This window comes from Bacteroides salyersiae (genome assembly GCF_031172035.1).
GTDB lineage: Bacteria > Bacteroidota > Bacteroidia > Bacteroidales > Bacteroidaceae > Bacteroides > Bacteroides salyersiae.
In genome coordinates, this window is record NZ_CP133452.1 from 111,158 (window position 1) to 134,223 (window position 23,066).

Genomic DNA, 23,066 nt, shown 5'->3' on the forward strand with positions numbered 1-23,066 from the left:
TACAAAAGTAGGTAAAAGACTGAATATATAGCTATAAATAACTATTTAATACTTTAATGAACCGAACTAACTTTGCCTCCATTTCGAACCATTTTAATATAACCCCAGAAAAACCATGACATTTAATAAGACCCAAAAACAAGAAGAAGAATATCTCCAAAAAATAATCGGTATACTAAATCAAACGATAAATAACACTGACCAATCTGTTAAAGACCATGTAGACACCTTGCAGGAATACAAGGACTATTTATGGTCCAACAAAGATATCGATCCGCATGAAATCCGTTCCATGCGTGAAAGCATTCTAAACCATTTCGCATTAGGCGAGAATGTAATCGACAAACGTAGGCGATTGAGTAAATTGCTGGATATCCCCTACTTCGGGCGAATAGATTTCAAAGAGAATAAAGAAAACAGTAAAACGACTCCTATTTATATAGGCATACATACATTTTACGATTCACATCGGAAAGTCAATCTGATATACGATTGGAGAGCCCCCATCTCGAGTATTTTTTACGATCATGAATCAGGCGAAGCCACTTATTCTTCACCAACGGGAGAAATAAGCGGAAAGGTCTTGCTCAAACGTCAATATCGCATACGCAAAGGAAAAATGGAATACATGATCGAAAGCTCCCTGACCATTCACGATGATATTCTGCAAAAGGAGCTTAGTGCCAACACCGATGATAAGATGAAAAACATCGTTACTACTATCCAACGAGAACAGAACCGGATTATCCGTAACGAAAATGCCCGCATACTCATTATACAGGGAGTGGCAGGTTCCGGTAAAACATCCATTGCCCTGCATCGCATCGCCTACCTTCTCTATACGCAAAAAGGAAATGTTTCTTCAAAAAACATATTGATAATTTCCCCGAATAAAGTTTTTGGTAACTACATCTCCAATGTACTTCCGGAGCTTGGAGAAGAGAGTGTACCAGAAACCAGCATGGAATATGTCCTTTCGGAAGTGCTCGACAACAGATACAAATATCAAAATTCCTATGAACAAGTAACAGAGTTACTGGAAAAGCCTACCCGAGAATTTATTGAAAGGATAAAATACAAAAATTCATTTGAATTTATTTCACTGCTCGATAAATTTATCCTGTACATGGAGAACACCTGCTTCAAAGCAACAGATGTAAGATTGACCAAATACATCACAATTCCGGCCGGATATATCGAAGAACAATTCAAACGTTTCAATCGCTACCCTATGCGCCGACGTTTTGAAGCGATGACCGAGTATATTCTGGAGATGATGACCGTAAAATATAACTTCACAGTCACTACCACGGAAAAGAATCTGCTGAAAAAAGAAATAAAGGGAATGTTTGAAGGAAATAATGATATTCAAGTGTATAAAGACTTTTTTGAATGGGCAGGAAAAAAAGGATTGATGAAATGCAGGATTACTCTCCGATACAGTACAAAGTCATTCAAAAACTTTACCCTTGCCGAAAAACAATTTTGGGAGATGCCTCTCAATCAGTCAATCCATATGGCTCTTCAAATGCGAAGACCATTCAAAGAGCATTTGCTACAAGTGAAATAATGAAATTGTGCAAGAGTTATCGCTCTACTTTTGAGATTACTAATTTGGCACAAAAGATTCAACCCGACAAAGAGTCGGAACCAGTCATGAGACATGGTGAACAACCGGATATACTCCAGTTTAAAGATATGGAAGGAGAGATTTCCGGCATTGCAGACTTAATTTCCACATTCAAGAAGTCGGATTACCAATCGCTCGGAATTGTATGTAAAACAGAAGCACAAGCAAAACTTCTTACCGAAAAACTCCAAACCATATGTGCCGAAAATCTTCATTTCCTTTCAAACCGCAGCTCTGTTTTCGTAAAGGGTATCATCATTACTTCGGCCCATATGGCAAAAGGATTGGAGTTCGATGAAGTAATCGTACCACAAACCGACAGTAAAAATTATCATTCGGCAATTGACAGGAGTATGCTTTACGTAGCAGTAACCAGAGCGATGCATAAACTGTCACTAACTTATTGCGGCATACCAAGCCTATTCATTGAAGTATAAATGATATCCGGAAACATCCACCCGTTATTTGCTTATCAAATTCTTGTATACCACCGTACTAAGCAATTCCTCCCGCCTTTGTTTGGAAACCGGCAATTCCTTTCCGTTAATAAACAAACGGCCACCCGAAATTGAATCTATATGAGACAGATTGATAAGAAAAGAACGATGTATTCTAAAAAAAGACTCTTTCGGCAACATTTCTTCCAAAGAAGTCATTGTCTGGTGGATTGTTAACACCTTATCTTTGAAATACAGTCTCACGTAGTTCTGCATTCCTTCGGCATAGAGAATATCCCTCCAGACAATCCGTTGGAAAGCATCTCCTTGCCGGACATACATACTGGATGCCGTCTCATCATGCTCACTCCGCAACACCAATTGCGAGAGAAACAGATCGCGTGCTTTCGAAACAGCCTGAAAGAAACGTTGAAAACCAATAGGTTTCATCAAATAATCGACCACATGCAAGCGGAAACCATCGAGTGCATACTCGGAATAAGCCGTAGTAATAATGGTTAATGGCGGTTTTTCCAAAGACTCCAACAATTCAAGCCCCGAAAGGTGCGGCATATTAATATCCAAAAACATGAGATCTATCTCCGTTGTCTTGAGAATATCAGCAGCTTCCAATGCGGAAGAACAGGAACCGGCAACTTCCAGAAAATCCAGTTTACTTATGTAGTTGACTATTCCCCTGATCGCAATCGATTCATCATCAACTACCAGACATTTCATTTTATAACTTCCCTTATGTTTTAGTACAACCTCTGCCATTAATTAAATATTGATTATAAGTTTAGTCCGATAAACGGCATCCGTTTCTTCTATTGTCAGGTTATAACATCCAAAATATAATATTTCCAAACGTTCTTTTATATTTTTAAGTCCCAAGCCACCCGTATTAATCTTCTTCCCGGAGAATGTAGATTTCGAATTTTCAATCTTCAAGCAAAGCGTATCTCCCTCTTGCCTAAAATCAATATCGATATACCCTTTCTCAAAATCCGACTTTGATACATGCTTAAATGCATTCTCAATAAATGTGATGAAAAGCAATGCCGGTATCTCTTTCTGCGGTTGCTCTATTTTCCACGAAGAAGTCACCACCAACTTATCGCCCCAGCGAATCTCTTCCACAGCAATAAAGTCTTTCAAAAATTGTATATCCTGCTCCAGGGTTACTTTCTGTTTATCGCCATTATATAGCTGATAGCGCAATATTTCCGAATATTTTATCAACAGATCGGATGCTAAATCCACATCTGTCTGCATCAGAATATGGATGTGATTCAATACATTGAACATAAAATGAGGAGTTACCTGATGCTGGAGCGTACGTAACTGATACTCCACAAGTATCTTTTGAGATTTAATATATTCCAGAAAAAAACGCAAACCGCAAATCGTAATATTTATAATAATTCCGGATGAAAGAGGAATAAAAAAGGCATAAGGTGCCAAATCTGTCACATCAAAATATTCAGAGCCGGAAGGAAACACCCCCGAGTTCTCTAACCAGAAAAATAAATTAATATATGCAAGAAAAGCAAATCCGATGAGCAAAGAGAAAAAAGAAAACTGGAACATAAACAATTTTACTCCTTTTTGTTTCATCGCCTTGAGCAGAAGCGAGCCACTCAAATAGTTTGCAATGGGACATATCGTGAGCACAAGAAGAACAGAAAACAGGATCGACTCCCATATCGACTTTACTTGCGGCAAAACCTGAAGCCAGAAAATAAAGAATATCAGTATCCAAAAAGGAATGATAACAAGCTTATCGTTTTTAATCAGATCTACTTTCATGGTTGCAAAGTTAGTATATTAATTAATAATTATATTCCCATTCGTCAAAGGCAAACCTGCCATTCGTCAAAAAGATTTCAGTGAAGAGATCGAAAAGAGGAATTTTGGCATCGAATTACCAACTACCCATTAAAACTTTACAATATGAAGAAAGTCTTGTTTTTGCTACTTACATTCCTCGTTTATTCAAGCATAAATGCTCAGATTATGTTCAAAACCGAATATTTCGGTACATCCGGTTATCGAATGACAGAAGGAGATACGGATCAAAAAGTAGGCGACAGTAAAGGATCGGCAGTCGTTTATCAAGGTGGCATCAACATCCCCTTGTCTATGAAATCGGATGAGAACGATCGCCCCATCATCTGGGCAGTCAGCTTAGGCGGGGCATATGCCAAGCTTGATAACAGAAACTTTACGGAGCCATTCGTTATTGACGAAATCATGAACATCGGATTCAGTATCAGCCATTTAAGATCTTTAAACGGAAAATGGTCCATATTAATTGCTGCCGGTGCGGGGATTTATATGCCCAATACCCGTTTTTCCCAAATCAATTATAAAAACATCTTGGGGAATATGGGAGTTATTTTTATCCATCATTTCAAATCGAATCTCGAGTTGGGAGGCGGCCTTGCCATGAATAATTCTTTTGGGTATCCGATGTTGTTTCCCGCTATCTATTTCAATTGGAAAACCGAAGGCCGTTACACCGTGAAGATAGCTATGCTCAAAGGTATCGAGATATCGGCAGGGTACAACATCCACAAAAAACTAAGCCTAAACTTTATCATAGAAATGAATGGGCAAATGGCCTTGTTGGAACAGGAGGGGAAAAATAAAATATTCACTCACCAATATATCGTGACCGGTATCCGTCCCGAAATAAAAATAGGAAAACGTCTATCGATACCCATTACAGCAGGCATTCATGCCATGCGCCCGGCAGAGATGGTGGATAGAAAACTGAAAAGTATGTTCCAAGACAAAGGGTATTATTTCCAGATAGCCCCTTACGTTTCAACCGGATTGCAAATCGGATTTTAAAGTTGAAGAAATACAACCGAGTCGGAGGTAAATGCCAATTATCGGTGTTTATCTCCTACCCGATTGTCATTAACCGATTCTATTTAAAAACAGTAGATTCAGCCTTAGTCTGATTCATATCAAAATTGAAAGTTATCGGAGCGAATTCCGGCAACTTACTTTGCTCCTCTCCTTCACCCAATAATACTTCTGTCGCTGCAAAATTAAACTTCATGTTCGCATTTTCCACAGCATATCCAGCAATTTTTCCCGGTTCAACCTTCACCTCAACAACCAATGTCTCCGGTTCTCCATCTTCCGTAGCTGATGGCATGGTAATCGATAAGCTCAGAGGTTTTGGATCCAGAATGAAATTAATGCTGTCTTTGGCAGTTGTGAGTGTCGGCTCATATCCCACTTTGTAGCTCACATCTCCTATGGCTTCCATTATTTGATCTGTCAATCCTTCATCCTTGACGATGGACAGAATAATATCCCTGACAGGAAAACTTTCAAAATGAATAGTATCATTGTCGACTTTGGCAGCAACATCCGTTCCAGAGGAGGCCAACGGAGATACGATAGTGGTAAACATTTTACCGTCATAGTTTCCGAACATTGTTTCCGTTGTGACTTCATCCGGAAGCTGCGGAACATTTTCATCATCGTTACAAGCAACAAAAGAGAAAGAACATCCGAGTAACAATACTAAAACAAACAATTTCATCAGCTTAAAAACTTTTTTCATTTTCTTTTAATTTTTAATTAATACTAAACTTATCAAGTTGTCATCCTATGACCACTTTTGCATGCTAAATGATATACCCTCTCAAATGCTGTATAAAGGAGTTGTTAATATTTGTTTCATCACTGATTACCAGATTCATGAACACAGTAATTAAATAAAGAAACCCAATTTCTAATTCAGGTTTCCTTTTTAAAACAGTAGCAAGTCATACTGGCCTAAATGAATATATATCACCGGATATTGTTTTAAATTCATTTGTTACATGCAGTATTTTCATCAAAGTGTTATTTTTCTTATATCCAGGTACGGCAATCCTGCTACTTTCCTTATAATTAAAACAAGTAAAGAGTAACTGTAATGTTCGGGATTGCTTGATTAAAATAAAACAATGTTTAACTAAACAACCAAGCCCAATAGGCAAAACCTTATGAATGAGTATACAGAGAAAAGGATAGTGGCATTCACTTCACAATCCTTGAGACAATATGGAATACGTGCAGTTCGTATGAACGATATAGCCAAGAATATGAACATTTCGAAACGAACCATATATCAGGTATATAATACGAAAAATAATTTGATCAATACCTGTTTGGATGCCTATTTAAGCAGAATAGAGAATCTTTTTTATATCATCAGGTATAGTTCTTCGGATGTACTCTCGTGTCTTTGGGAAATCTCCTTGGCTTATATGGATAATTTATACAAGGGTGAATGTGCTTTTTGGCTTGATATAAACCGGTATCTTGAGTATAAATACATATATACCGCACACAACCGTATGTGGCGGGACGGATTGGGAAAAGTTATTTCAGCCTGTCAACAGGAAGATTACGTTGTTCCGGATTTAGATATACAAATGTTTCTTGAATCATTTACGACACTGCTATATAACGCCAGAATTGCCGAATGTCCCCCTATCGTATTACACAAATCAGCTTACTTTATGCTTAGAGGAATCATGACGAGTCAAGGCGCTGAACGCTTAGAAAAAATCGAGAATCAGTTTGCAGAGAGTATGAAAAAGTAGTAAATGAGACTAAAAAAACGATCCTCAATTACCTATTCCCTGATGGTTTGTGCTAAATTACACTAAAAAGGGCGGCTTCCCTTTTGGAAAACCACCCTTCACTAAACAATATTTTTCTCAAAACTAAATAACAATTAAAGAAATCGATTAGAGAGCACCTACTTCTTTAAGAGCAGCATTTGTTTTACGAACAGCAGCAGCACTTGCTTTGAATTTAGCCATTTCTTCTTCATTCAATGGAAGTTCAACAACTTTTTCAATACCATTCTTACCCAAGATTACAGGTACACCACAGCAGATGTCTTCTTCTCCGTATTCTCCTTCAAGAGCTACTGAGCAAGGAACCATCTTCTTCTGGTCGTGGATAATAGATTCCACAACGAAAGCTCCTGCTGCACCCGGTGCATACCATGCAGAAGTACCCAACAGTTTGGTCAGTGTAGCACCTCCTACCATTGTATCGGCAGCCACTTTCTCCAACTGCTCTGCTGACAGGAAGTTAGAAACCGGCATACCTTTGTAAGTGGCGAAACGAGTCAAAGGAATCATAGTAGTGTCACCGTGACCACCGATAACCATACCTTCTACTTCATTAGCATTGCAACCTAAAGCCTGTGACAAGAAATATTTGAAACGTGAACTATCCAAAGCGCCACCCATACCGATAATACGGTTTTTAGGCACACCCAAAGCCTTCAATGACAAATAAGTCATTGTATCCATCGGATTAGAGATTACTACAATAATTGCATTTGGAGAATATTTCAGGATGTTTTCAGCTACCGATTTCACGATACCGGCATTTACACCGATCAACTCTTCACGAGTCATGCCCGGTTTACGAGGAATACCGGAAGTTATAACAACAACGTCAGAGTTTGCAGTTTTAGCATAATCATTGGTGCAGCCTACGACAGTAGTGTCGAACCCCAACAACTGAGCTGTCTGCATCATATCCATTGCCTTACCTTCTGAAACGCCTTCTTTTACATCCAGCATTACTACTTCGTCTGCTACTTCATTGAAAGCAAGTACATTTGCACATGTAGCACCTACGTTACCTGCGCCTACTACGGTTACTTTTGACATAATACTTATATTTTAAAAAGTTGATAATTAGTTCTATACTTTTTGCGCCACAAAAGTACAACGATAATCGTAATTAAAGAAATATTTCCGTAATAAATTTAGTTAAACCGACAACACTTAATGGTATAAGATTTCATAAACCGGTCATTGATCTGCTATGACATTTGTGTATGGAAATAAAAAACTAAGTGAAACTCTGCGCTACTCTGTCACTAAATGATTAAATTTGCGGCGAATTATCATCTAACTAAAGAGACATGAATAAGAAATCCCTTCTCATTATCGCCGTATCGGTGCTGGTGATAGCCCTCATCGGTATCACTTATTTACTATTTACCGAAAAGCAGAGTAATCGTGAACTAATCGAAGAGTTTGCCCTTGAGAAAGAAGATCTGGAGAATGAATATACACGTTTTGCACAGCAATATGACGAGTTAAAACTGACCGTATCCAACGACTCCTTATCGATCCTGTTGGAACAAGAGCAAATCAAGACCCAACGGCTGCTCGAAGAATTGCGTACCGTTAAAATCAGCAACGCCACTGAAATACGCCGCTTAAAAAAAGAACTGGCTTCACTCCGCAAAATCATGATCGGCTATATCAACCAAATAGACTCCCTCAACAAGCTTACCAACCAGCAAAAGCAGGTAATTGCGGAAGTAACACAGAAATACAATGCTGCTTCACGCCAAATCAGCAACCTGTCAGAAGAGAAAAAGAATCTGAATAAAAAAGTAACTTTAGCAGCCCAATTGGATGCTACCAATATTTGGATCGAGCCCAAAAACAAACGTGATAAAAAAGTAAAGAAAGTAAAAGACATCGTCAAGTTTGCCATCGGCTTTACAATTGTCAAAAACATCACGGCAGAAACCGGTGAACGTACCCTGTACGTCAACATCTATAAACCCAATAACGAAGTACTGACCAAGAACGCCGCCAATACTTTCGAATATGAGAACCGTTCACTTCCCTACTCCATCAAGAAATACATCGAATACAACGGAGAAGAACAGTCTATCACCGTGTTCTGGAATGTGGAAGAATATCTTTCCGCCGGTACCTACCGCGTAGACATCTTCGCCGACGGAACAATGATCGGTTCACAACGGTTCGAATTGGAATAGCCAGTTCTCTGTACAGAAAAAATATGCCGGGCCAGTAGTCCCCTTCCCACTCATCCTTACATAAAGAAAATAGTAATATACATCCCCCCCTTATATTATATGTTACCCCAAATAACAATATATGTAAGGGGGCATTTCATATCCCCTAAGCACCCTTCTCACCACCCCTAAGCATCCTTCCCACCGACCATAAGCACCCTTCCCCCCCTCGGCCTTATTTTTTCTCCGCCAAGCGATCGCCCGTAGTGTAGCGTCCAAAGGGGCGATTGTCTGAGCGCAGCGAGTTCGAGCCCCTTTAGCGAAACGCAGGAAGAGAGTAGGAGAAAAAATACAGCCTTGATCCTTTCTTTTGGTATCTTTTCTTTCGTATCAAGACGAAAGAAAAGTACATCCCCCATCATTATACTCAAAAAAACTTAAATCATTTTGCCAATTCACCGAAACCCCATATTTTTGTTTCGTTGTTTATGCAATCATTATTCTGCAAATCAAAAGTAAGAAACAGAAAATATCCATAAACAAAAATCTCTATATTTGTGTTGTAAAAAAAGAAGTATCACCTTTATAATACGCGAGATGCAATGAAAAAATTATTCATTCTGACAATTCTGCTAATCAATCTCTTTTCAACAAAAGCACAGAACATACTCAACTTAGATAGTTGCCGTGCATTGGCTTTGGCCAACAATAAAGAGTTGCTCATCAGTAATGAGAAAATAAATGCAGCACATTACCAGCGAAAAGCTGCTTTCACCAATTACCTGCCCAATATTTCGGCCACAGGAGCTTACATGCGAAACCAAAAGGAATTCTCATTGTTGAACGATGCCCAGAAAGGAGCTTTATCCGGTTTGGGAACCAGCATAGGTGGTCCGTTGCAACAAGCCGGAGAGGCCGTATTGGGCCAGCTTCCTCCCGAACTGGCACAAAAATTAGCTCCGGTTCTCACGCAAGTGGGCAACGAGCTTGTACCCGCCCTTAACGGAGCAGGGGAATCATTAATCGACGCTTTCCGTACCGATACCCGAAACGTATATGCCGGTGCCATCACGTTGACACAACCTCTTTATATGGGAGGTAAAATCCGCGCTTACAATAAAATCACCAAATATGCCGAAGAACTGGCACGCCAGCAGCATCATTCCGGCCTACAGGAAGTGATCTTAAGTACCGACCAAGCCTACTGGCAAGTCGTTTCGCTGGTAAATAAGAAAAAACTGGCAGAAGGTTATTTGAAACTTCTTCAAAAATTAGACAGCGATGTAGAAAAAATGATTGCTGAAGGAGTGGCAACCAAAGCGGACGGACTATCCGTGCGCGTAAAGGTAAACGAAGCCGAGATGACACTCACTAAAGTAGAAGACGGACTCAGTCTTTCCAGAATGTTGCTTTGTCAACTATGCGGTCTCGATTTGACCACCCCGATCGTATTAGCAGACGAGAATATAGAAAACCTGCCCTTATTGAAAACGGAAACACAATTTGACATGGCCACCGCTTATGCCAATCGTCCGGAGATACGTAGTTTGGAACTTGCCAGTCAGATATACAATCAGAAAATAAACGTAACCCGTGCCGAGCATCTCCCCTCCGTAGCTTTCATGGGAAATTACATGGTTACCAACCCCTCCGTATTTAACGGATTTGAGAATAAGTTCAAAGGCATGTGGAACGTAGGTGTCATGGTACAACTCCCTATCTGGCATTGGGGCGAAGGCATGTATAAGGTAAAAGCTGCAAAAGCAGAATCTCGTATAGCCCAGTATCAGTTACAAGATGCAAAAGAGAAAATAGAATTACAGGTAAACCAAGCCGCTTTCAAGGTGAACGAAGCTGCCAAAAAACTCGTCATGGCTGAGAAAAACCAGGAAAAAGCAGACGAGAACCTTCGATATGCCCGGTTGGGCTTTGAAGAAGGGGTGATAGCCACCAGCAATGTCCTTGAAGCGCAAACAGCTTGGCTGTCTGCCCAATCCGAAAAGATAGACGCCCAGATTGATGTCAAATTGACGGAAATCTATCTGCAAAAGTCATTGGGTACACTTAAATAAAGGAAGAGGTAAAAAGGGAGAAGGGAGAAAGGAGAGGGAAGAAGAAAAATTCGTAATTGAATACCGGCCTAAAAGTACTGAATAAGAAACTGATAGAACAAAAACTTGATAGAACAGGAAGTTCATAAATAATAAAAACATAAGAAAGAGTTATTTCAATCGTAAATTGTAAATTGTAAATAAAAATGGCATCACAAAAATCACAGAACAGCAATATGCTGCTTGCATTCCTTACTCTTTTGGGAGTTATCGCTCTGGTTGCAGTCGTTGGTTTCTTTATGCTTCGCAAGGGACCGGAGATTATCCAGGGACAGGCTGAAGTGGATGAATACCGGGTATCAAGCAAAGTACCGGGACGTATACTTGAATTCCGTGTCAAAGAAGGGCAAACCGTACAAGCGGGAGATACCCTTGCCATCCTTGAAGCACCGGATATCGCTGCAAAAATGGAACAGGCACGTGCTGCAGAAGCTGCCGCACAGGCACAAAACGAAAAAGCCATTAAAGGCGCCCGTCAGGAACAAATACAAGCTGCCTATGAAATGTGGCAAAAAGCCCGAGCCGGGGTAGTAATTGCCGAAAAATCGTACAAACGCGTTAAAAACTTGTTCGAGCAAGGAGTAATGCCTGCACAAAAACTGGATGAAGTAACCGCACAACTCAATGCATCCATTGCCACCGAAAAAGCCGCTAAAGCCCAATACACAATGGCAAAGAATGGGGCAGAACGGGAAGACAAGATGGCAGCAGCCGCTCTTGTGGAACGTGCAAAAGGTGCTGTTGCCGAAGTGGAATCTTATATAAAAGAAACTTTCCTCATCGCACAATCAGCAGGCGAAGTTTCCGAAATATTTCCCAAGGTAGGTGAACTGGTAGGAACCGGAGCACCTATTATGAACATTGCCATACTCAAAGACATGTGGGTCACTTTCAATGTACGTGAAGACCTGCTGAAAAACCTTACAATGGGAGCTGAATTCGAAGCCTTCGTCCCGGCACTGGACAATAAGACGATCAAACTGAAAGTGGATTATATGAAAGACTTAGGTACTTATGCCGCTTGGAAAGCTACGAAAACAACCGGGCAGTTTGACTTGAAAACATTTGAAGTCCGCGCACGCCCACTGGATAAGGTAGAAGGACTGCGCCCGGGAATGTCGGTGATTATCAAGAAATAATTAAATAATGTGTCAATGTGCTAATATGCCAATGTGCCAATTACCATGCGGCATGTTGGCATAGCGCAGCCAATTGGCATATTGGCACATTGACACATTATTCATTTTCATTACTAAATTATGAAAGAAAGAGAAAAGAAATACATAGCCTTGTGGCTCGTCATGAAGCGCGAATGCCGCCGTCTCGTGTCGCGTCCGCTTTATCTCTTTTGCATGGTGATTGCACCGTTATTCTGCTATATCTTCTTCACCACGCTGATGGATTCCGGTCTGCCGACCAATCTGCCTGTTGGTGCAGTGGATATGGATCAGTCTGCCACCTCGCGAAACCTGATCCGCAATCTGGATGCCTTCGGGCAGACGGGTGTAGTGGCACATTACGGTAGTATAGCCGATGCCCGCATTGCCGTGCAAGAAGGAAAGATTTACGGTTTCTTTTATATCCCCAAGGGGTTATCGGCAGATGCCCAAAGCCAACGCCAACCCAAGATTTCATTTTACACCAACAACTCTTATCTCATAGCGGGTTCTTTGTTATTCAAAGACATGAAGATGATGAGTGAACTGGCAGCAGGAGCAGCCGGACGTTCAGTTCTATACGCCAAAGGGGCTACCGAAGACCAGGCAATGGGGTTTCTGCAACCGATTGTAATCGATACGCACCCGTTGAACAATCCCTGGTTAAACTACTCCGTATACCTGTGCAACACATTAGTGCCGGGCGTACTCATGCTGATGATATTCATGATAACCGTATACTCCATCGGCACGGAGATCAAAGACCGCACAGCCCGCGAATGGTTACGCATGAGCAATAACTCCATATACATAGCCTTGGCAGGCAAACTGTTGCCCCACACGGTGATATTCTTCATTATGGGTATCTTCTATAATATATATCTGTATGGATTCCTGCACTTCCCGTGCAATAGCGGCATCCTGCCGATAATATTGGCTACCCTTTGTCTGGTGCTCGCCTCCCAATGCTGCGGCATCGTGATGATAGGTACTCTGCCCACCCTGCGTCTCGGATTAAGTTTCGCTTCATTGTGGGGTGTCATCTCCTTCTCCATCTCCGGCTTCTCGTTTCCGGTAATGGCGATGCATCCTGTCTTGCAGGCATTGAGCAACCTCTTCCCGTTGCGTCACTATTTTCTTATTTACGTAGACCAGGCACTCAATGGTTATAGCATGATCTATTCCTGGCCCAACTATATGGCATTACTGATATTTATGATGCTTCCTTTTCTTGTGGTTCACCGCTTGAAAGAAGCATTGATATACTATAAATACGTACCCTGATGAAAGAGATTACATTCAAAGAAAGAGTAAAGCAAGGCATCAATGACCTGTTTTACATCTGGTTGCGAGAGTTCCGTACCACTTTCCGCGATCAGGGGGTACTCATATTCTTTATACTCGTGCCACTGGTATATCCGCTTATCTACGGATTTATCTATACAAATGAGGTGGTACGTGAAGTTCCCGCCGTTGTAGTGGATGCTTCACGCAGTTCCTTGAGCCGCGAATATCTTAGAAAAGTAGATGCAACCCCCGATATCAACATCGTAGCCTATTGTGCCGACATGGAAGAAGCCAAACTGATGTTGAAAGACCGCCTGGCTTATGGTATTATCTATATCCCTTCGGAATTCAGTCAAGACATCGCACAAGGCAAACAGACCCAAGTAAGCATCTATTGTGATATGAGCGGGCTGCTTTATTACAAAAGCATGTTGCTTGCCAATACTGCGGTATCACTGGATATGAACCGGGATATCAAGATAGAGCGTGCCGGAAACACAACCGCCCGACAGGATGAAATCACCGGTTATCCGATAGAATATGAAGATGTTGCCATGTTCAACCCGACCAACGGCTTTGCCGCTTTTCTCATCCCGGCTGTATTAATTTTGCTGATTCAGCAGACCTTATTGCTCGGCATCGGCCTTTCGGCAGGAACAGCGCGCGAACAGAATCGTTTCAAAGACCTTGTACCTATCAACCGGCATTACAACGGTACGTTGCGTATTGTCATGGGAAAGGGTTTGAGTTATTACATGGTCTATTCGCTGGTATCGGTATATGTACTATGTGTCGTCCCTCGGATTTTCAGTCTGAACCAAATAGGACAGCCGGGCACGCTCGCCCTGTTCATGCTACCCTATCTGGCAGCCTGCATCTTTTTTGCCATGACCGCTTCCATTGCTATCCGCAACCGGGAAACGTGTATGCTGCTATTCGTGTTTACCTCCGTCCCTCTGCTGTTCATCTCGGGAATATCCTGGCCGGGTGCTGCTATCCCTCCGTTCTGGAAATACTTTTCCTACGTCTTCCCATCGACTTTCGGCATCAATGGTTTTGTACGCATCAATAACATGGGAGGTACCTTGAGCGAAGTTGCATTCGAATACAAAGCCTTGTGGCTACAAGCCGGATTTTATTTCCTTACCACCTGTCTCGTATACCGTTGGCAAATCATAATGAGCCGCAAACATATCATCGAGAGATATAAAGAACTGAAAGAAAGGGAAAGAATGATACAAGGAGAATAAACAAAAGGGAAATAATTCCCCGATTATATTATATATAGCGATCTACGGATAATTAACAAATGTAGATAAACATAGACAAGCGCAAATTATCGTAAGTGTAATCCAACCTATGCGATAATTTGCGCTCATTTATTGTAAAATGCCCACAACACCAATAAACCAAATCAATTCATCCTTGCCGAAAATCGATAAGTACCAGATTGTAATGAGAAGACAACCGTATTGTCTCTTTGGGAATCCAAACGAATGCCTTTTACCTTTTTCCATTCGCTCCCTCCTTCCTTTATTGAATCGAAACGAACACCCGGCAGTTTCAAAAGAACTGTAGTATTGGCTGGTACCACCACTTCAATATCTAATTTGTCGTCTGTAACTTTCCAATTGGAAACAATTGTTCCATACATGGAATTATAGTGTGAACGTACCTGTCTGGGGCCTTTCTCATCTATCCAAGGCGCTATGACAAATTCTTTGAATCCGGACTTCGGACGTTGAATACCCCCCAACGATTCCACAAACCAACTCCCTATATATAAATAAGAGCTATGCAAAGCAGATCCTCTGCACTCCCAATCTTCAAAGAAAGTGCCATTTCCATTCTTTATCATATTCCCCCAACTTGGAAAGTCTTCTTTGGTAGCCATTTCACAAATCAAATCATTGCGCTGGTTATCCAATAAAGTATGGAAGAGGAAAGAACCGGCCGTGATACCTCCCCAAAAATGTCCTTTACGATTCACCAATATCTCATACTCCAGACGTTTCCAGACTTTAGCCTTCAATTTTTCAGGTGGTAAGTCCACCATAAGTGCAATAGCTAAATAAGCAGGATAACCGTTCACATAACTATTGTCATCCGGATTGAAGAAAGTTTTATGCACAGCCCTTCGCACCTCTTCCGCCCTTTTGCGCCAAGCGACAGCCATTGTTTCATTCCCCAAAACATCCGCTATACAGGCAGCCGTTTCCAAACTATAAATCCAATGGCAGTTATTAAAGAACAATGTCTCGCGGGTATCTCCCAAAGACTTTCCTTCTTTCTCCATCGCCGATCGTTCCGGCCAGGCATCCGGCCACAGCCAGTCTCCCAGAAAACTCCACTTTCCACCCCAACGCACCAACATATCGTCTTTGGATTTAGTTTCTACAAAATCGAGCCAACGCCGGATGGTCGAGAAGCTTTCTTCAAGAATGCGCACATCACCATACTGGCGATAGACCTCCCAAGGCAAAGTAATACAAAAACCACTCCAGGAAGGACCGCCACCACCAATATAGGTAGGAGCCGTATATGGTACATTTCCATCTTCTCCCTGCACATCGCGCCAATCTTCCATCCATTTGGTATAAAAAGCCCCCAACTGATAATTATCCAAACCGGTACGCGTAGTAGCCAATGCGTCACCACCATACCCCCTACGTTCACGATGAGGACAATCTACAATATAATTACCCAGACTCAAGTTTTCAAAAGTCCATAATGTGGTACGATAAAGATCGTTTAAAAGCGATATATCACATTCAAATCCGGACGACCGCCGAAAATCGGGACGAATCATCCACCCACGTATCTGTTTCAAATCGGGTGCAGACCGTAAGCCGGTAATCTGAACCCAACGTCCGGTCATGTAGTTAAAGCGATTACGGAAAGTACCCTTCCCGTCAGGCCCTATTTTATAAATACTATGTATTCCGTAGCTACAAGCATCTTTTTCTCTCTCCGAAAAGCGGAAAACGACCGAATCTCCCGGTTGTCCGACAAGCGGCATTTCAAACCATCCGGCATAATTAATTCCCATATCCACACGATACACGCCCGGGCTCACCTCTTCGACCGCAACCGGTTTAATCTCATCCATCAGCAGATTGGACTCCGCTTTATCGGCGGAAACCATAATCTGCGGTTGGTAAACCTTTGCTTCCGCCCATTCAGAGTCGTCAAAACCAGCTTCATTCCATCCATTGATCTCCAAAGAAGCATCATAAAACTCACCGGCAAAATGATGTGCATCCCAATATCCCATCAGCACATTGGGACTTGCATGCGTCTTCCAACTGCCGTCTGTTATCACCCGAACTTTGCTGCCGGAAGTCAACGTTATCTCAGCCTGTGCCAACGCCATTGGAATAGCTGGCTTGTCATTACGCTGATAAGCAGGAAATACAGCCCAAGAAGTACCCAACCACAAAGCAATTACATTCTCCCCTTTTTTCAGATAATGACTGATATCATACGTCACATAACGGGCACGCGATTTATGATCTGTCACAGACGGAGCAAGTACGGCATTTCCAATCTTACAACCATTCACATACAATTCATGATATCCGATAGAGGCTACGTAAATCAGTGCCTCTTTAAGGCTCTCTGTTAAAGTAAAAGTCTTACGAAACCACGGATCAAACATTTTATTATCTACCGGCCGGCCACCCACACTTTGGGATTCCATTTCAGCACTCCCTATCCAATGGGCACTCCAATCATCGGCAAACAATCCCATCTGCCAATAAGCCGGTTCACTCCATGATGTCCAGTTGCCCTGTTCATCAGCCAAACGAACTTTCCAAAAGCACTTTTGCCCTGTAATCAGTGTTTTTCCATCATAAACAATATGGACCGATTCATCTGAATGTACTTGCCCGCTGTCCCATAAATCTCCCTGTTCTTTATCTAACAACTCCCGGCTACTTGCTACCAGAACCTGATAAGCAGTCTGTCTCTGCCCACGCACGGCAACCGTCGTTCCCATTTTCCAACTCAAACGCGGATGAGGAATATCCAACCCTGACGGATTATGCAAATATTCACACTGCAATCCGACCGGTTCAATATTTTTCTTCCCTTCCTTCACTCCGTACGCTGTAAGAAGATACGGTGAAGTTAATAAAAACATAGTCAATAGTATTGTTTTACATCTACTTATCATAACATTCAACTATTTATTCGTTAATGATTTATACCGGCACAATGCCTCTACAAAATAGTAATCTGCATACGTTAATGGTGCATCTACTTCTGTCCCAGCCGGCATATTACCGACAGAATGTTTCAAAATAAATCCACCGTTAGTACCTACTTCTGCCATATACTCGGATGAAGATAATTCCTGTAACATTTTCTCGGCAGCTTCAAAATATTTCTGTCTGGAATTTTCCGAAACATACCGACATAACTCGAATAACCCGGCACAACTAATAGCAGCTGCTGAAGCATCCCTCAAAGTATTCGGTATATCAAGCGCATTATAATCCCAATAAGGGACCAAATCTTCCGGCATATTGGGATGATTCAATATAAATTCTGCTATTTTTACTGCTTGTTCAAGATATCTGGTATCTTTTGTAAAACGATACATCATCGTATATCCATATAATCCCCAAGCCTGCCCACGAGCCCAAGCTGATTTTTCCGACACACCTTGTCCGGCTTGATAATGTTGAATTCCTCCCGTTTCCGGATCATAATTTATCCCATGATAAAGACTATTATCAGCCCTAAAATGATTCTTCATAGTCGTATCGGCATGCTTTACTGCGATATCATAAAAAGAATTATCACCAATAGCTTGCGCCACCCAGAGCAACAACTCTAAATTCATCATATTATCAATAATAACCACATAATCATTCGGTCCGCGATTATGTGACTTAATACAACCGACCATCGGACTAAACCGGGTAATAAGAGAGCGCGCACTGTTAACAATTATATCTTTATAGCCGGACTGCGGAACTATACGATTGGCATTACCATAACTACAATACATCATAAAGCCAATATCATGCGTACTTACATTATATTGCTCGGGCTCCAATAACTTCAACATACGTACCCCCTCCATATATAGCTCTTCATAGCCAGTTTCTTCATACAAATAAAACAAAGTACCCGGATAGAAGCCACTACACCACCATTTAGAAGAACTATTCTCCGGTTTATGCTCTTTCACATCATATGTTTTCGGGAACACATCCGTTCCTTTTAATCTATCTGCCATATATAGATATTGATGCGCAGCACTTCTCAACACTTTGTCTACATTAACTCTCCTCTTGAGAGTAAGCGTCGGACACGCCTGTATAGGATAAACTTTTTCTACAACAAGCAGAACAAAGGTTAATAATATAACGAATTTACATATTTTCATTTAATACATTATTTTTCCAAATTAATCTGCTTTCGCTCTATATTCCATCCCTTTATGACTAAAACAGGTGTATTCTTCAAATTCTGATCAGCCGTTTCTATTGTTACCAATTTACTTTCACCCGGCATAAGTGAGAAAAAGTTATCTGTATAAAACGACGGACGAACCGGACTCAGATTTTGATCTAAAAATTGTAGCTGATTAAAAAAAGCAATAGAATTAGAAACATTTCGCAAAGTGACATCTACCCAAAATTGTCCATCAGTTTTCCTTACCTTGCAAGAGCTGACAAGCCTTGCCCGTTTCATTTTTACCAAATCCTCAAATCCCGAAGCCGCCGGGCCAGTAGTTGTATCTTTACCTTCGTATTTGTCATTAGAACGCCAATAAAAATTAGAAGATACCTCCCTCCCTCTTTCATCCGTCAGTCTCAACTTTATAAAATGTATTTGTGAAATATCCTCGGGAAAACAGATAGTAAATACATCGTTGATAACTCCGTCTGATGGCAGATTTATTTTAGCAGACTTTTCAAAAACTTTCCTGCTATTTATATCATACACCTGTGCCATCACCGTATAATTGCTGAAAGACTTGTAATAATCGTTAATTACAGATACCGTATTCTTCAAATAATCAAATTGTACATGTAGCGGTTCAAGGGCATTCGCTGTATGATAAAGTGATGCTGTCGGTTCCAACGACCAATCCCACATACGAGCACTCACTTGACGTACAGGACAGTTATGATACCAAAAGAGTAACCCCGAACAAAATCGATCTCCATAATCCAATTTGTTATAATTCCACACCTCCCATATGCTCTTTGAGTTAATAGCACCAACGAACTGCCCTTTTTGAGCAAACTCTTCAATAGAAGAAGATTTTCCATAGTTATCAACCAGTTCTTTATACATGGTAGACATCAAATGGAAGCCATTACCATCTAAATAATCCCATACCTCTCTATTAATAGGCCATAAATCCTTCTCATCCATCATTTCTTTCAATATTTCTACTGTAGGAAGCGTAGGAGCTCCATACTCCGGATTAAAACCATCTACCCGACTTCCTCTGGACGATGCCGTATTTTCATAATGTTGCATCGGATTAACTTGCTTATACGGACTACCGTCGTGTACTCCTTCGCATTCCGACTGCATCTGATACCCACGCGTCCCGTCAAGTTTCATTAATAACTCTCGCGTACCAGTTACTTCCGAACTTTCATTAGAAGCTACATAGTAGGCTAAAGACGGATGATTACGAATACGTTTTACCGTAGATTCCACATTATTCAGATAAACTCCCTTATCCTGCGGATGACGCGTGTCCCCTGTCATCCAGAACTCTTGCCAAATCAACAATCCCATTTCGTCGCAAAGTTGAAAAAAATAATCAGATTCGGCAATACCGCCACCCCAGAAACGAATCAGGTTAATTCCGGCCTGTCTCGTGTATCGTAATTCAGCATAAGTGCGTTCATCCGAACTACGAAGCATGGCCTCCGGAATCCAGTTTGTTCCCCGAATAAAAATGCGTTTTCCGTTTATATAAAATACACGTGAATGATCCGGAGTATTCATATCAGAGGTTATTTCACGAATACCGAAGCGCGTCTTTACAGAATCACAAACGACACCATCGACAGACACGGTCATCTTTAACTCATATAAGTTCTGCGGGCCCTTATTGACGGGCCACCATAAACGGGGATTTTCTATAACCAACTGCGGAAACTCTTCAGGGGTAAATACAACTGTTTTATTTTCCCCTCGTAAAATACGGAGAGGTTTCTTCACTATAATATTCTCACCCACGATTTCACTACTGATTACGCAATCAATCGTATCCGTAGAATTAAGCGCATTATTCACCTCTACAGAAATTGTCTCCCGAGCTATATCGTACTCCGGCTTTCTCAACTCTGACTTAATAAACGGATGCCGCAAAGCCACTGCACCCGTTGTATATAAAGAAATACTTTTCCAAACACCTGTATTACGGTCACGGATGCCATCCATAAAAGTAAAGTCCCACCCTACACTCATCAACATAGTTGTATTCAAGCCAATATTTCCATTGCCTCCGTTATGGAATTCTCCGGTAGCTCCCCAACTTTTCGGCATCGTAGTACCTGGCACATCGACCGGATATACCTTGACAGCAAGTATGTTTTTACGACCTACCTTAACAAAATCCGTCACATTTATGTAGTCGCTTATAAACATACCATTCAGCGTACTCAATAAATTACCATTCACCCATATTTCTGCCCGATAATTAACACCGTCCGGTTGCAACCATATTGTTTTTCCAGCAAAAGATTCAGGCACATCAAACTCAGTACGAAACCAATAAGTATAAAACTCACGCCCTACTTTAGAGATATCAGGAATCTTACCGGATTCCAACTTATTATTCACTCCATAATAAGGTTCCGGATACTCCTTATTATAGACAAGAGAGTTCAGTACAGTTCCGGGTACTATGGCAGAGAGCCAATCACTTGTATCATACCCTAATGTCGAAACCTCTTCCGCAGAAGAGGTCACATCGCCTGCTTTCTTCATTTTCCATACATACTCTCCATGATGGATTTCCTTAGAATCCAACCAAATCCGTTTACCATCTCTGGCATAATTAGCATTTCTCCCTTGTAGACCACAAGAGATTGACAGAAATAATAAAAGAGAACACAATACCTTATTCATCATAATATTCACTACTCAAAATTACCGGAGGCGAATATAAGCAAAGAATCGCGTACGTAATATATCCATCTTAGCCATATATAGATACATACAAGACAAATACACCAATAATACACTTTTGGCACATATGTATACATATGTACATACATTACATATCTAAAATACATAGCAAACATTAAAATCCAAGAGACATATATTCTATGATTGAAATACAAATTCGAAAAACAAAGAACAGAAATATGGAAAATAATTGATTTACAAACAAATAAGTATCCCGTTTCAAGAAATACAATGAAATGATAAAAAAGTATCATTTTATTATTTAGATTCGCCTTATATTTGCATCGTGAAGTTACGAAAAGAGTGTAATTTATTGGAAATGAGCATTGGGTAATCGCTCATAATAGTAATAGGTTACGAATTAGTTAGTTATCTACTGCATTATTCTTCTGTGCGTTGCGTAACCTTCAAAGAACTCTTCGTATGCAAAAGTAACAATAAAACGGGAGATTTAGAAATGAATCTCCTGATTTTTTCTTCTCACACAAGTTTTTCCGTAAAAGCGATTTTATCCGTCAGCACACCATCGCCCAAAAAGATTTTGAACGAACGTGTGCCGACTGCCGCATAAGCGGAGAAAAGGGCTTTGCCTCACGCCTAAACAATAGTTTAGACTGATGAGACAAGGCCCCTTTCTTTTGTGCTTATGCCAAAGAGGTGCTTTTACGGGGTTTTGACGATTTTTCTTTTTTCGTTGTCCTTTTGAGCCGGAAGCGGAAAGCCGTGTATGACCGCACATTCCATAAATGGAACAAGCCGTCACTCACGGCAGACAAACCGGGAAGAATGATTTTATCCATCCGACCAAACACGTTTGGCCAAACAGATAAAAACATACTTCCTTGCCGATGGTTTGCTCGGTTTCACGCTACCGGCTATGTTCTTTTCTGTTGGGGATGTCTTTTTCACGGATTTCTCTTTTGAAGTTTTCCTGTCTAATCTGCCTCCACTTCCGTTTACCTCCATTTTCGCGCCTTTCAGTGAGCCGCATCAGGCAGTCATTTTCGTGCTGGGTGCAAAGGTAACTCCGGGATTGTACGGGAAAGCAAGGTCAAGCCTCCTGTTTTCTGGAAAAATCTCCAGCCTTTCGGGTAGTATTTTTCCGAAAAATTCTGCTAAAATCTTCTGAATAGCTTAAAATGAGCGATTTATGAGTGTCTTTCCTCAATAGAGGTAATGACTTGGCAATAGTTTTAACTTCTACATTCTACATAAGTTTGCCTTGCTTGCCAAACAACTCTTTTCGGATGCAAAGTTAAACCTAAAATCTGAAAAACGACACTTTTTGCTTTGTTTTTATAGATTATTAATTTTGGGTTGGAAGTGTGCTTATTCCAAATGTAGCAACACATTGTCTATGCAGCATAGATAAATTTCATATACGGCATTAAAAGTAAGAGAAATGTTAAATGTCGTCCTCATTCCTACAATACAAAGCAAAACGTTCTCGTTTATGGATTT

The 23,066-nt window shown here is 41.0% G+C and carries 16 protein-coding genes and 1 pseudogene; 9 read left to right on the top strand and 8 right to left on the bottom strand.

The features are described from left to right. Positions 1–115: 115 nt before the first annotated feature. Positions 116–2,067 (top strand): annotated as a pseudogene (locus RB604_RS00485) (HelD family protein). A 24-nt stretch (positions 2,068–2,091) separates the two neighbouring features. On the opposite strand, the gene RB604_RS00490 reads toward RB604_RS00485, so the two are convergent. Together RB604_RS00490 and RB604_RS00495 are read right to left on the bottom strand one after the other, a co-directional pair. Then, entirely contained in the window at positions 2,092–2,844 is a 753-nt protein-coding gene (locus RB604_RS00490; protein WP_005933957.1) for a LytR/AlgR family response regulator transcription factor, read from the bottom strand. Positions 2,845–2,847: 3 nt separating this feature from the next. Continuing rightward, the gene (locus tag RB604_RS00495) at positions 2,848–3,876 is read right to left on the bottom strand and encodes a sensor histidine kinase (protein WP_021936977.1); all 1,029 of its coding nucleotides are present in this window, start codon (positions 3,874–3,876) and stop codon (positions 2,848–2,850) included. 144 nt (positions 3,877–4,020) lie between these two features. Between RB604_RS00495 and RB604_RS00500 the strand changes: the two genes are divergently transcribed. Continuing rightward, complete coding sequence (locus tag RB604_RS00500; protein WP_055295251.1) at positions 4,021–4,923, top strand: DUF6268 family outer membrane beta-barrel protein; 903 nt, start codon at positions 4,021–4,023, stop codon at positions 4,921–4,923. 79 nt (positions 4,924–5,002) lie between these two features. Here RB604_RS00500 and RB604_RS00505 read toward each other — a convergent pair whose 3' ends face one another. After that, positions 5,003–5,650 carry a DUF4840 domain-containing protein gene (locus RB604_RS00505; protein WP_007482473.1) on the bottom strand — a complete coding sequence of 216 codons (648 nt, stop codon included), beginning with the start codon at positions 5,648–5,650 and terminating at the stop codon, positions 5,003–5,005. A gap of 427 nt (positions 5,651–6,077) precedes the next feature. Here RB604_RS00505 and RB604_RS00510 point away from each other — a divergent pair, with 427 nt between their 5' ends. Then, entirely contained in the window at positions 6,078–6,680 is a 603-nt protein-coding gene (locus tag RB604_RS00510; protein WP_005933967.1) for a TetR/AcrR family transcriptional regulator, read from the top strand. A 147-nt stretch (positions 6,681–6,827) separates the two neighbouring features. On the opposite strand, the gene mdh is transcribed toward RB604_RS00510, so the two are convergent. Further along, a complete protein-coding gene (gene mdh, locus RB604_RS00515; RefSeq protein WP_005933970.1) occupies positions 6,828–7,769 on the bottom strand; it encodes a malate dehydrogenase in 942 nt (313 codons plus the stop codon). A 257-nt stretch (positions 7,770–8,026) separates the two neighbouring features. Here mdh and RB604_RS00520 point away from each other — a divergent pair, with 257 nt between their 5' ends. The 5 genes from RB604_RS00520 to RB604_RS00540 all read left to right on the top strand — a co-directional run bounded on the left by RB604_RS00520 (position 8,027) and on the right by RB604_RS00540 (position 14,683). Beyond that, the gene (locus RB604_RS00520) at positions 8,027–8,899 is read left to right on the top strand and encodes a DUF8429 coiled-coil domain-containing protein (protein ID WP_021936980.1); all 873 of its coding nucleotides are present in this window, start codon (positions 8,027–8,029) and stop codon (positions 8,897–8,899) included. A 581-nt stretch (positions 8,900–9,480) separates the two neighbouring features. Continuing rightward, positions 9,481–10,950 (top strand): TolC family protein, encoded by a 1,470-nt coding sequence (locus tag RB604_RS00525; protein WP_055295255.1) that lies wholly within the window; start codon positions 9,481–9,483, stop codon positions 10,948–10,950. A gap of 185 nt (positions 10,951–11,135) precedes the next feature. After that, positions 11,136–12,128 carry an HlyD family secretion protein gene (locus tag RB604_RS00530; RefSeq protein ID WP_021936982.1) on the top strand — a complete coding sequence of 331 codons (993 nt, stop codon included), beginning with the start codon at positions 11,136–11,138 and terminating at the stop codon, positions 12,126–12,128. Between the two features lie 120 nt (positions 12,129–12,248). Beyond that, positions 12,249–13,430 (top strand): ABC transporter permease, encoded by a 1,182-nt coding sequence (locus RB604_RS00535; protein WP_055295257.1) that lies wholly within the window; start codon positions 12,249–12,251, stop codon positions 13,428–13,430. After that, the gene (locus RB604_RS00540; protein WP_007482479.1) at positions 13,430–14,683 is read left to right on the top strand and encodes an ABC transporter permease; all 1,254 of its coding nucleotides are present in this window, start codon (positions 13,430–13,432) and stop codon (positions 14,681–14,683) included. Before RB604_RS00535 ends, RB604_RS00540 begins: the two co-directional genes overlap by 1 nt. A gap of 164 nt (positions 14,684–14,847) precedes the next feature. On the opposite strand, the gene RB604_RS00545 is transcribed toward RB604_RS00540, so the two are convergent. From RB604_RS00545 to RB604_RS00560, 4 genes are all read right to left on the bottom strand, one after another. Further along, positions 14,848–17,577, bottom strand: coding sequence for a family 78 glycoside hydrolase catalytic domain (locus RB604_RS00545; RefSeq protein ID WP_229103623.1), 2,730 nt, complete (start codon positions 17,575–17,577; stop codon positions 14,848–14,850). Positions 17,578–17,619: 42 nt separating this feature from the next. Next, entirely contained in the window at positions 17,620–18,681 is a 1,062-nt protein-coding gene (locus RB604_RS00550) for a glycoside hydrolase family 88 protein (RefSeq protein WP_224203440.1), read from the bottom strand. 158 nt (positions 18,682–18,839) lie between these two features. Then, complete coding sequence (locus tag RB604_RS00555) at positions 18,840–21,545, bottom strand: glycoside hydrolase family 2 protein (protein WP_055295385.1); 2,706 nt, start codon at positions 21,543–21,545, stop codon at positions 18,840–18,842. A 704-nt stretch (positions 21,546–22,249) separates the two neighbouring features. Further along, positions 22,250–22,405, bottom strand: a complete 156-nt coding sequence (locus tag RB604_RS00560; protein ID WP_004314171.1) for a hypothetical protein — start codon at positions 22,403–22,405, stop codon at positions 22,250–22,252. Positions 22,406–22,419: 14 nt separating this feature from the next. On the opposite strand from RB604_RS00560, the gene RB604_RS00565 reads away from it, so the two are divergent. After that, entirely contained in the window at positions 22,420–22,734 is a 315-nt protein-coding gene (locus RB604_RS00565; RefSeq protein ID WP_309007589.1) for a hypothetical protein, read from the top strand. Positions 22,735–23,066 lie beyond the last annotated feature (332 nt).

Coding starts and splice junctions, on each gene's coding strand:
- RB604_RS00490 (WP_005933957.1), bottom strand. CDS start 2,844: ATGGCAGAGGTTGTACTAAAACATAAGGGAAGTTATAAAATGAAATGT.
- RB604_RS00495 (WP_021936977.1), bottom strand. CDS start 3,876: ATGAAAGTAGATCTGATTAAAAACGATAAGCTTGTTATCATTCCTTTT.
- RB604_RS00500 (WP_055295251.1), top strand. CDS start 4,021: ATGAAGAAAGTCTTGTTTTTGCTACTTACATTCCTCGTTTATTCAAGC.
- RB604_RS00505 (WP_007482473.1), bottom strand. CDS start 5,650: ATGAAAAAAGTTTTTAAGCTGATGAAATTGTTTGTTTTAGTATTGTTA.
- RB604_RS00510 (WP_005933967.1), top strand. CDS start 6,078: ATGAATGAGTATACAGAGAAAAGGATAGTGGCATTCACTTCACAATCC.
- mdh (WP_005933970.1), bottom strand. CDS start 7,769: ATGTCAAAAGTAACCGTAGTAGGCGCAGGTAACGTAGGTGCTACATGT.
- RB604_RS00520 (WP_021936980.1), top strand. CDS start 8,027: ATGAATAAGAAATCCCTTCTCATTATCGCCGTATCGGTGCTGGTGATA.
- RB604_RS00525 (WP_055295255.1), top strand. CDS start 9,481: ATGAAAAAATTATTCATTCTGACAATTCTGCTAATCAATCTCTTTTCA.
- RB604_RS00530 (WP_021936982.1), top strand. CDS start 11,136: ATGGCATCACAAAAATCACAGAACAGCAATATGCTGCTTGCATTCCTT.
- RB604_RS00535 (WP_055295257.1), top strand. CDS start 12,249: ATGAAAGAAAGAGAAAAGAAATACATAGCCTTGTGGCTCGTCATGAAG.
- RB604_RS00540 (WP_007482479.1), top strand. CDS start 13,430: ATGAAAGAGATTACATTCAAAGAAAGAGTAAAGCAAGGCATCAATGAC.
- RB604_RS00545 (WP_229103623.1), bottom strand. CDS start 17,577: ATGTTTTTATTAACTTCACCGTATCTTCTTACAGCGTACGGAGTGAAG.
- RB604_RS00550 (WP_224203440.1), bottom strand. CDS start 18,681: ATGGCAGATAGATTAAAAGGAACGGATGTGTTCCCGAAAACATATGAT.
- RB604_RS00555 (WP_055295385.1), bottom strand. CDS start 21,545: ATGAATAAGGTATTGTGTTCTCTTTTATTATTTCTGTCAATCTCTTGT.
- RB604_RS00560 (WP_004314171.1), bottom strand. CDS start 22,405: ATGGATAAAATCATTCTTCCCGGTTTGTCTGCCGTGAGTGACGGCTTG.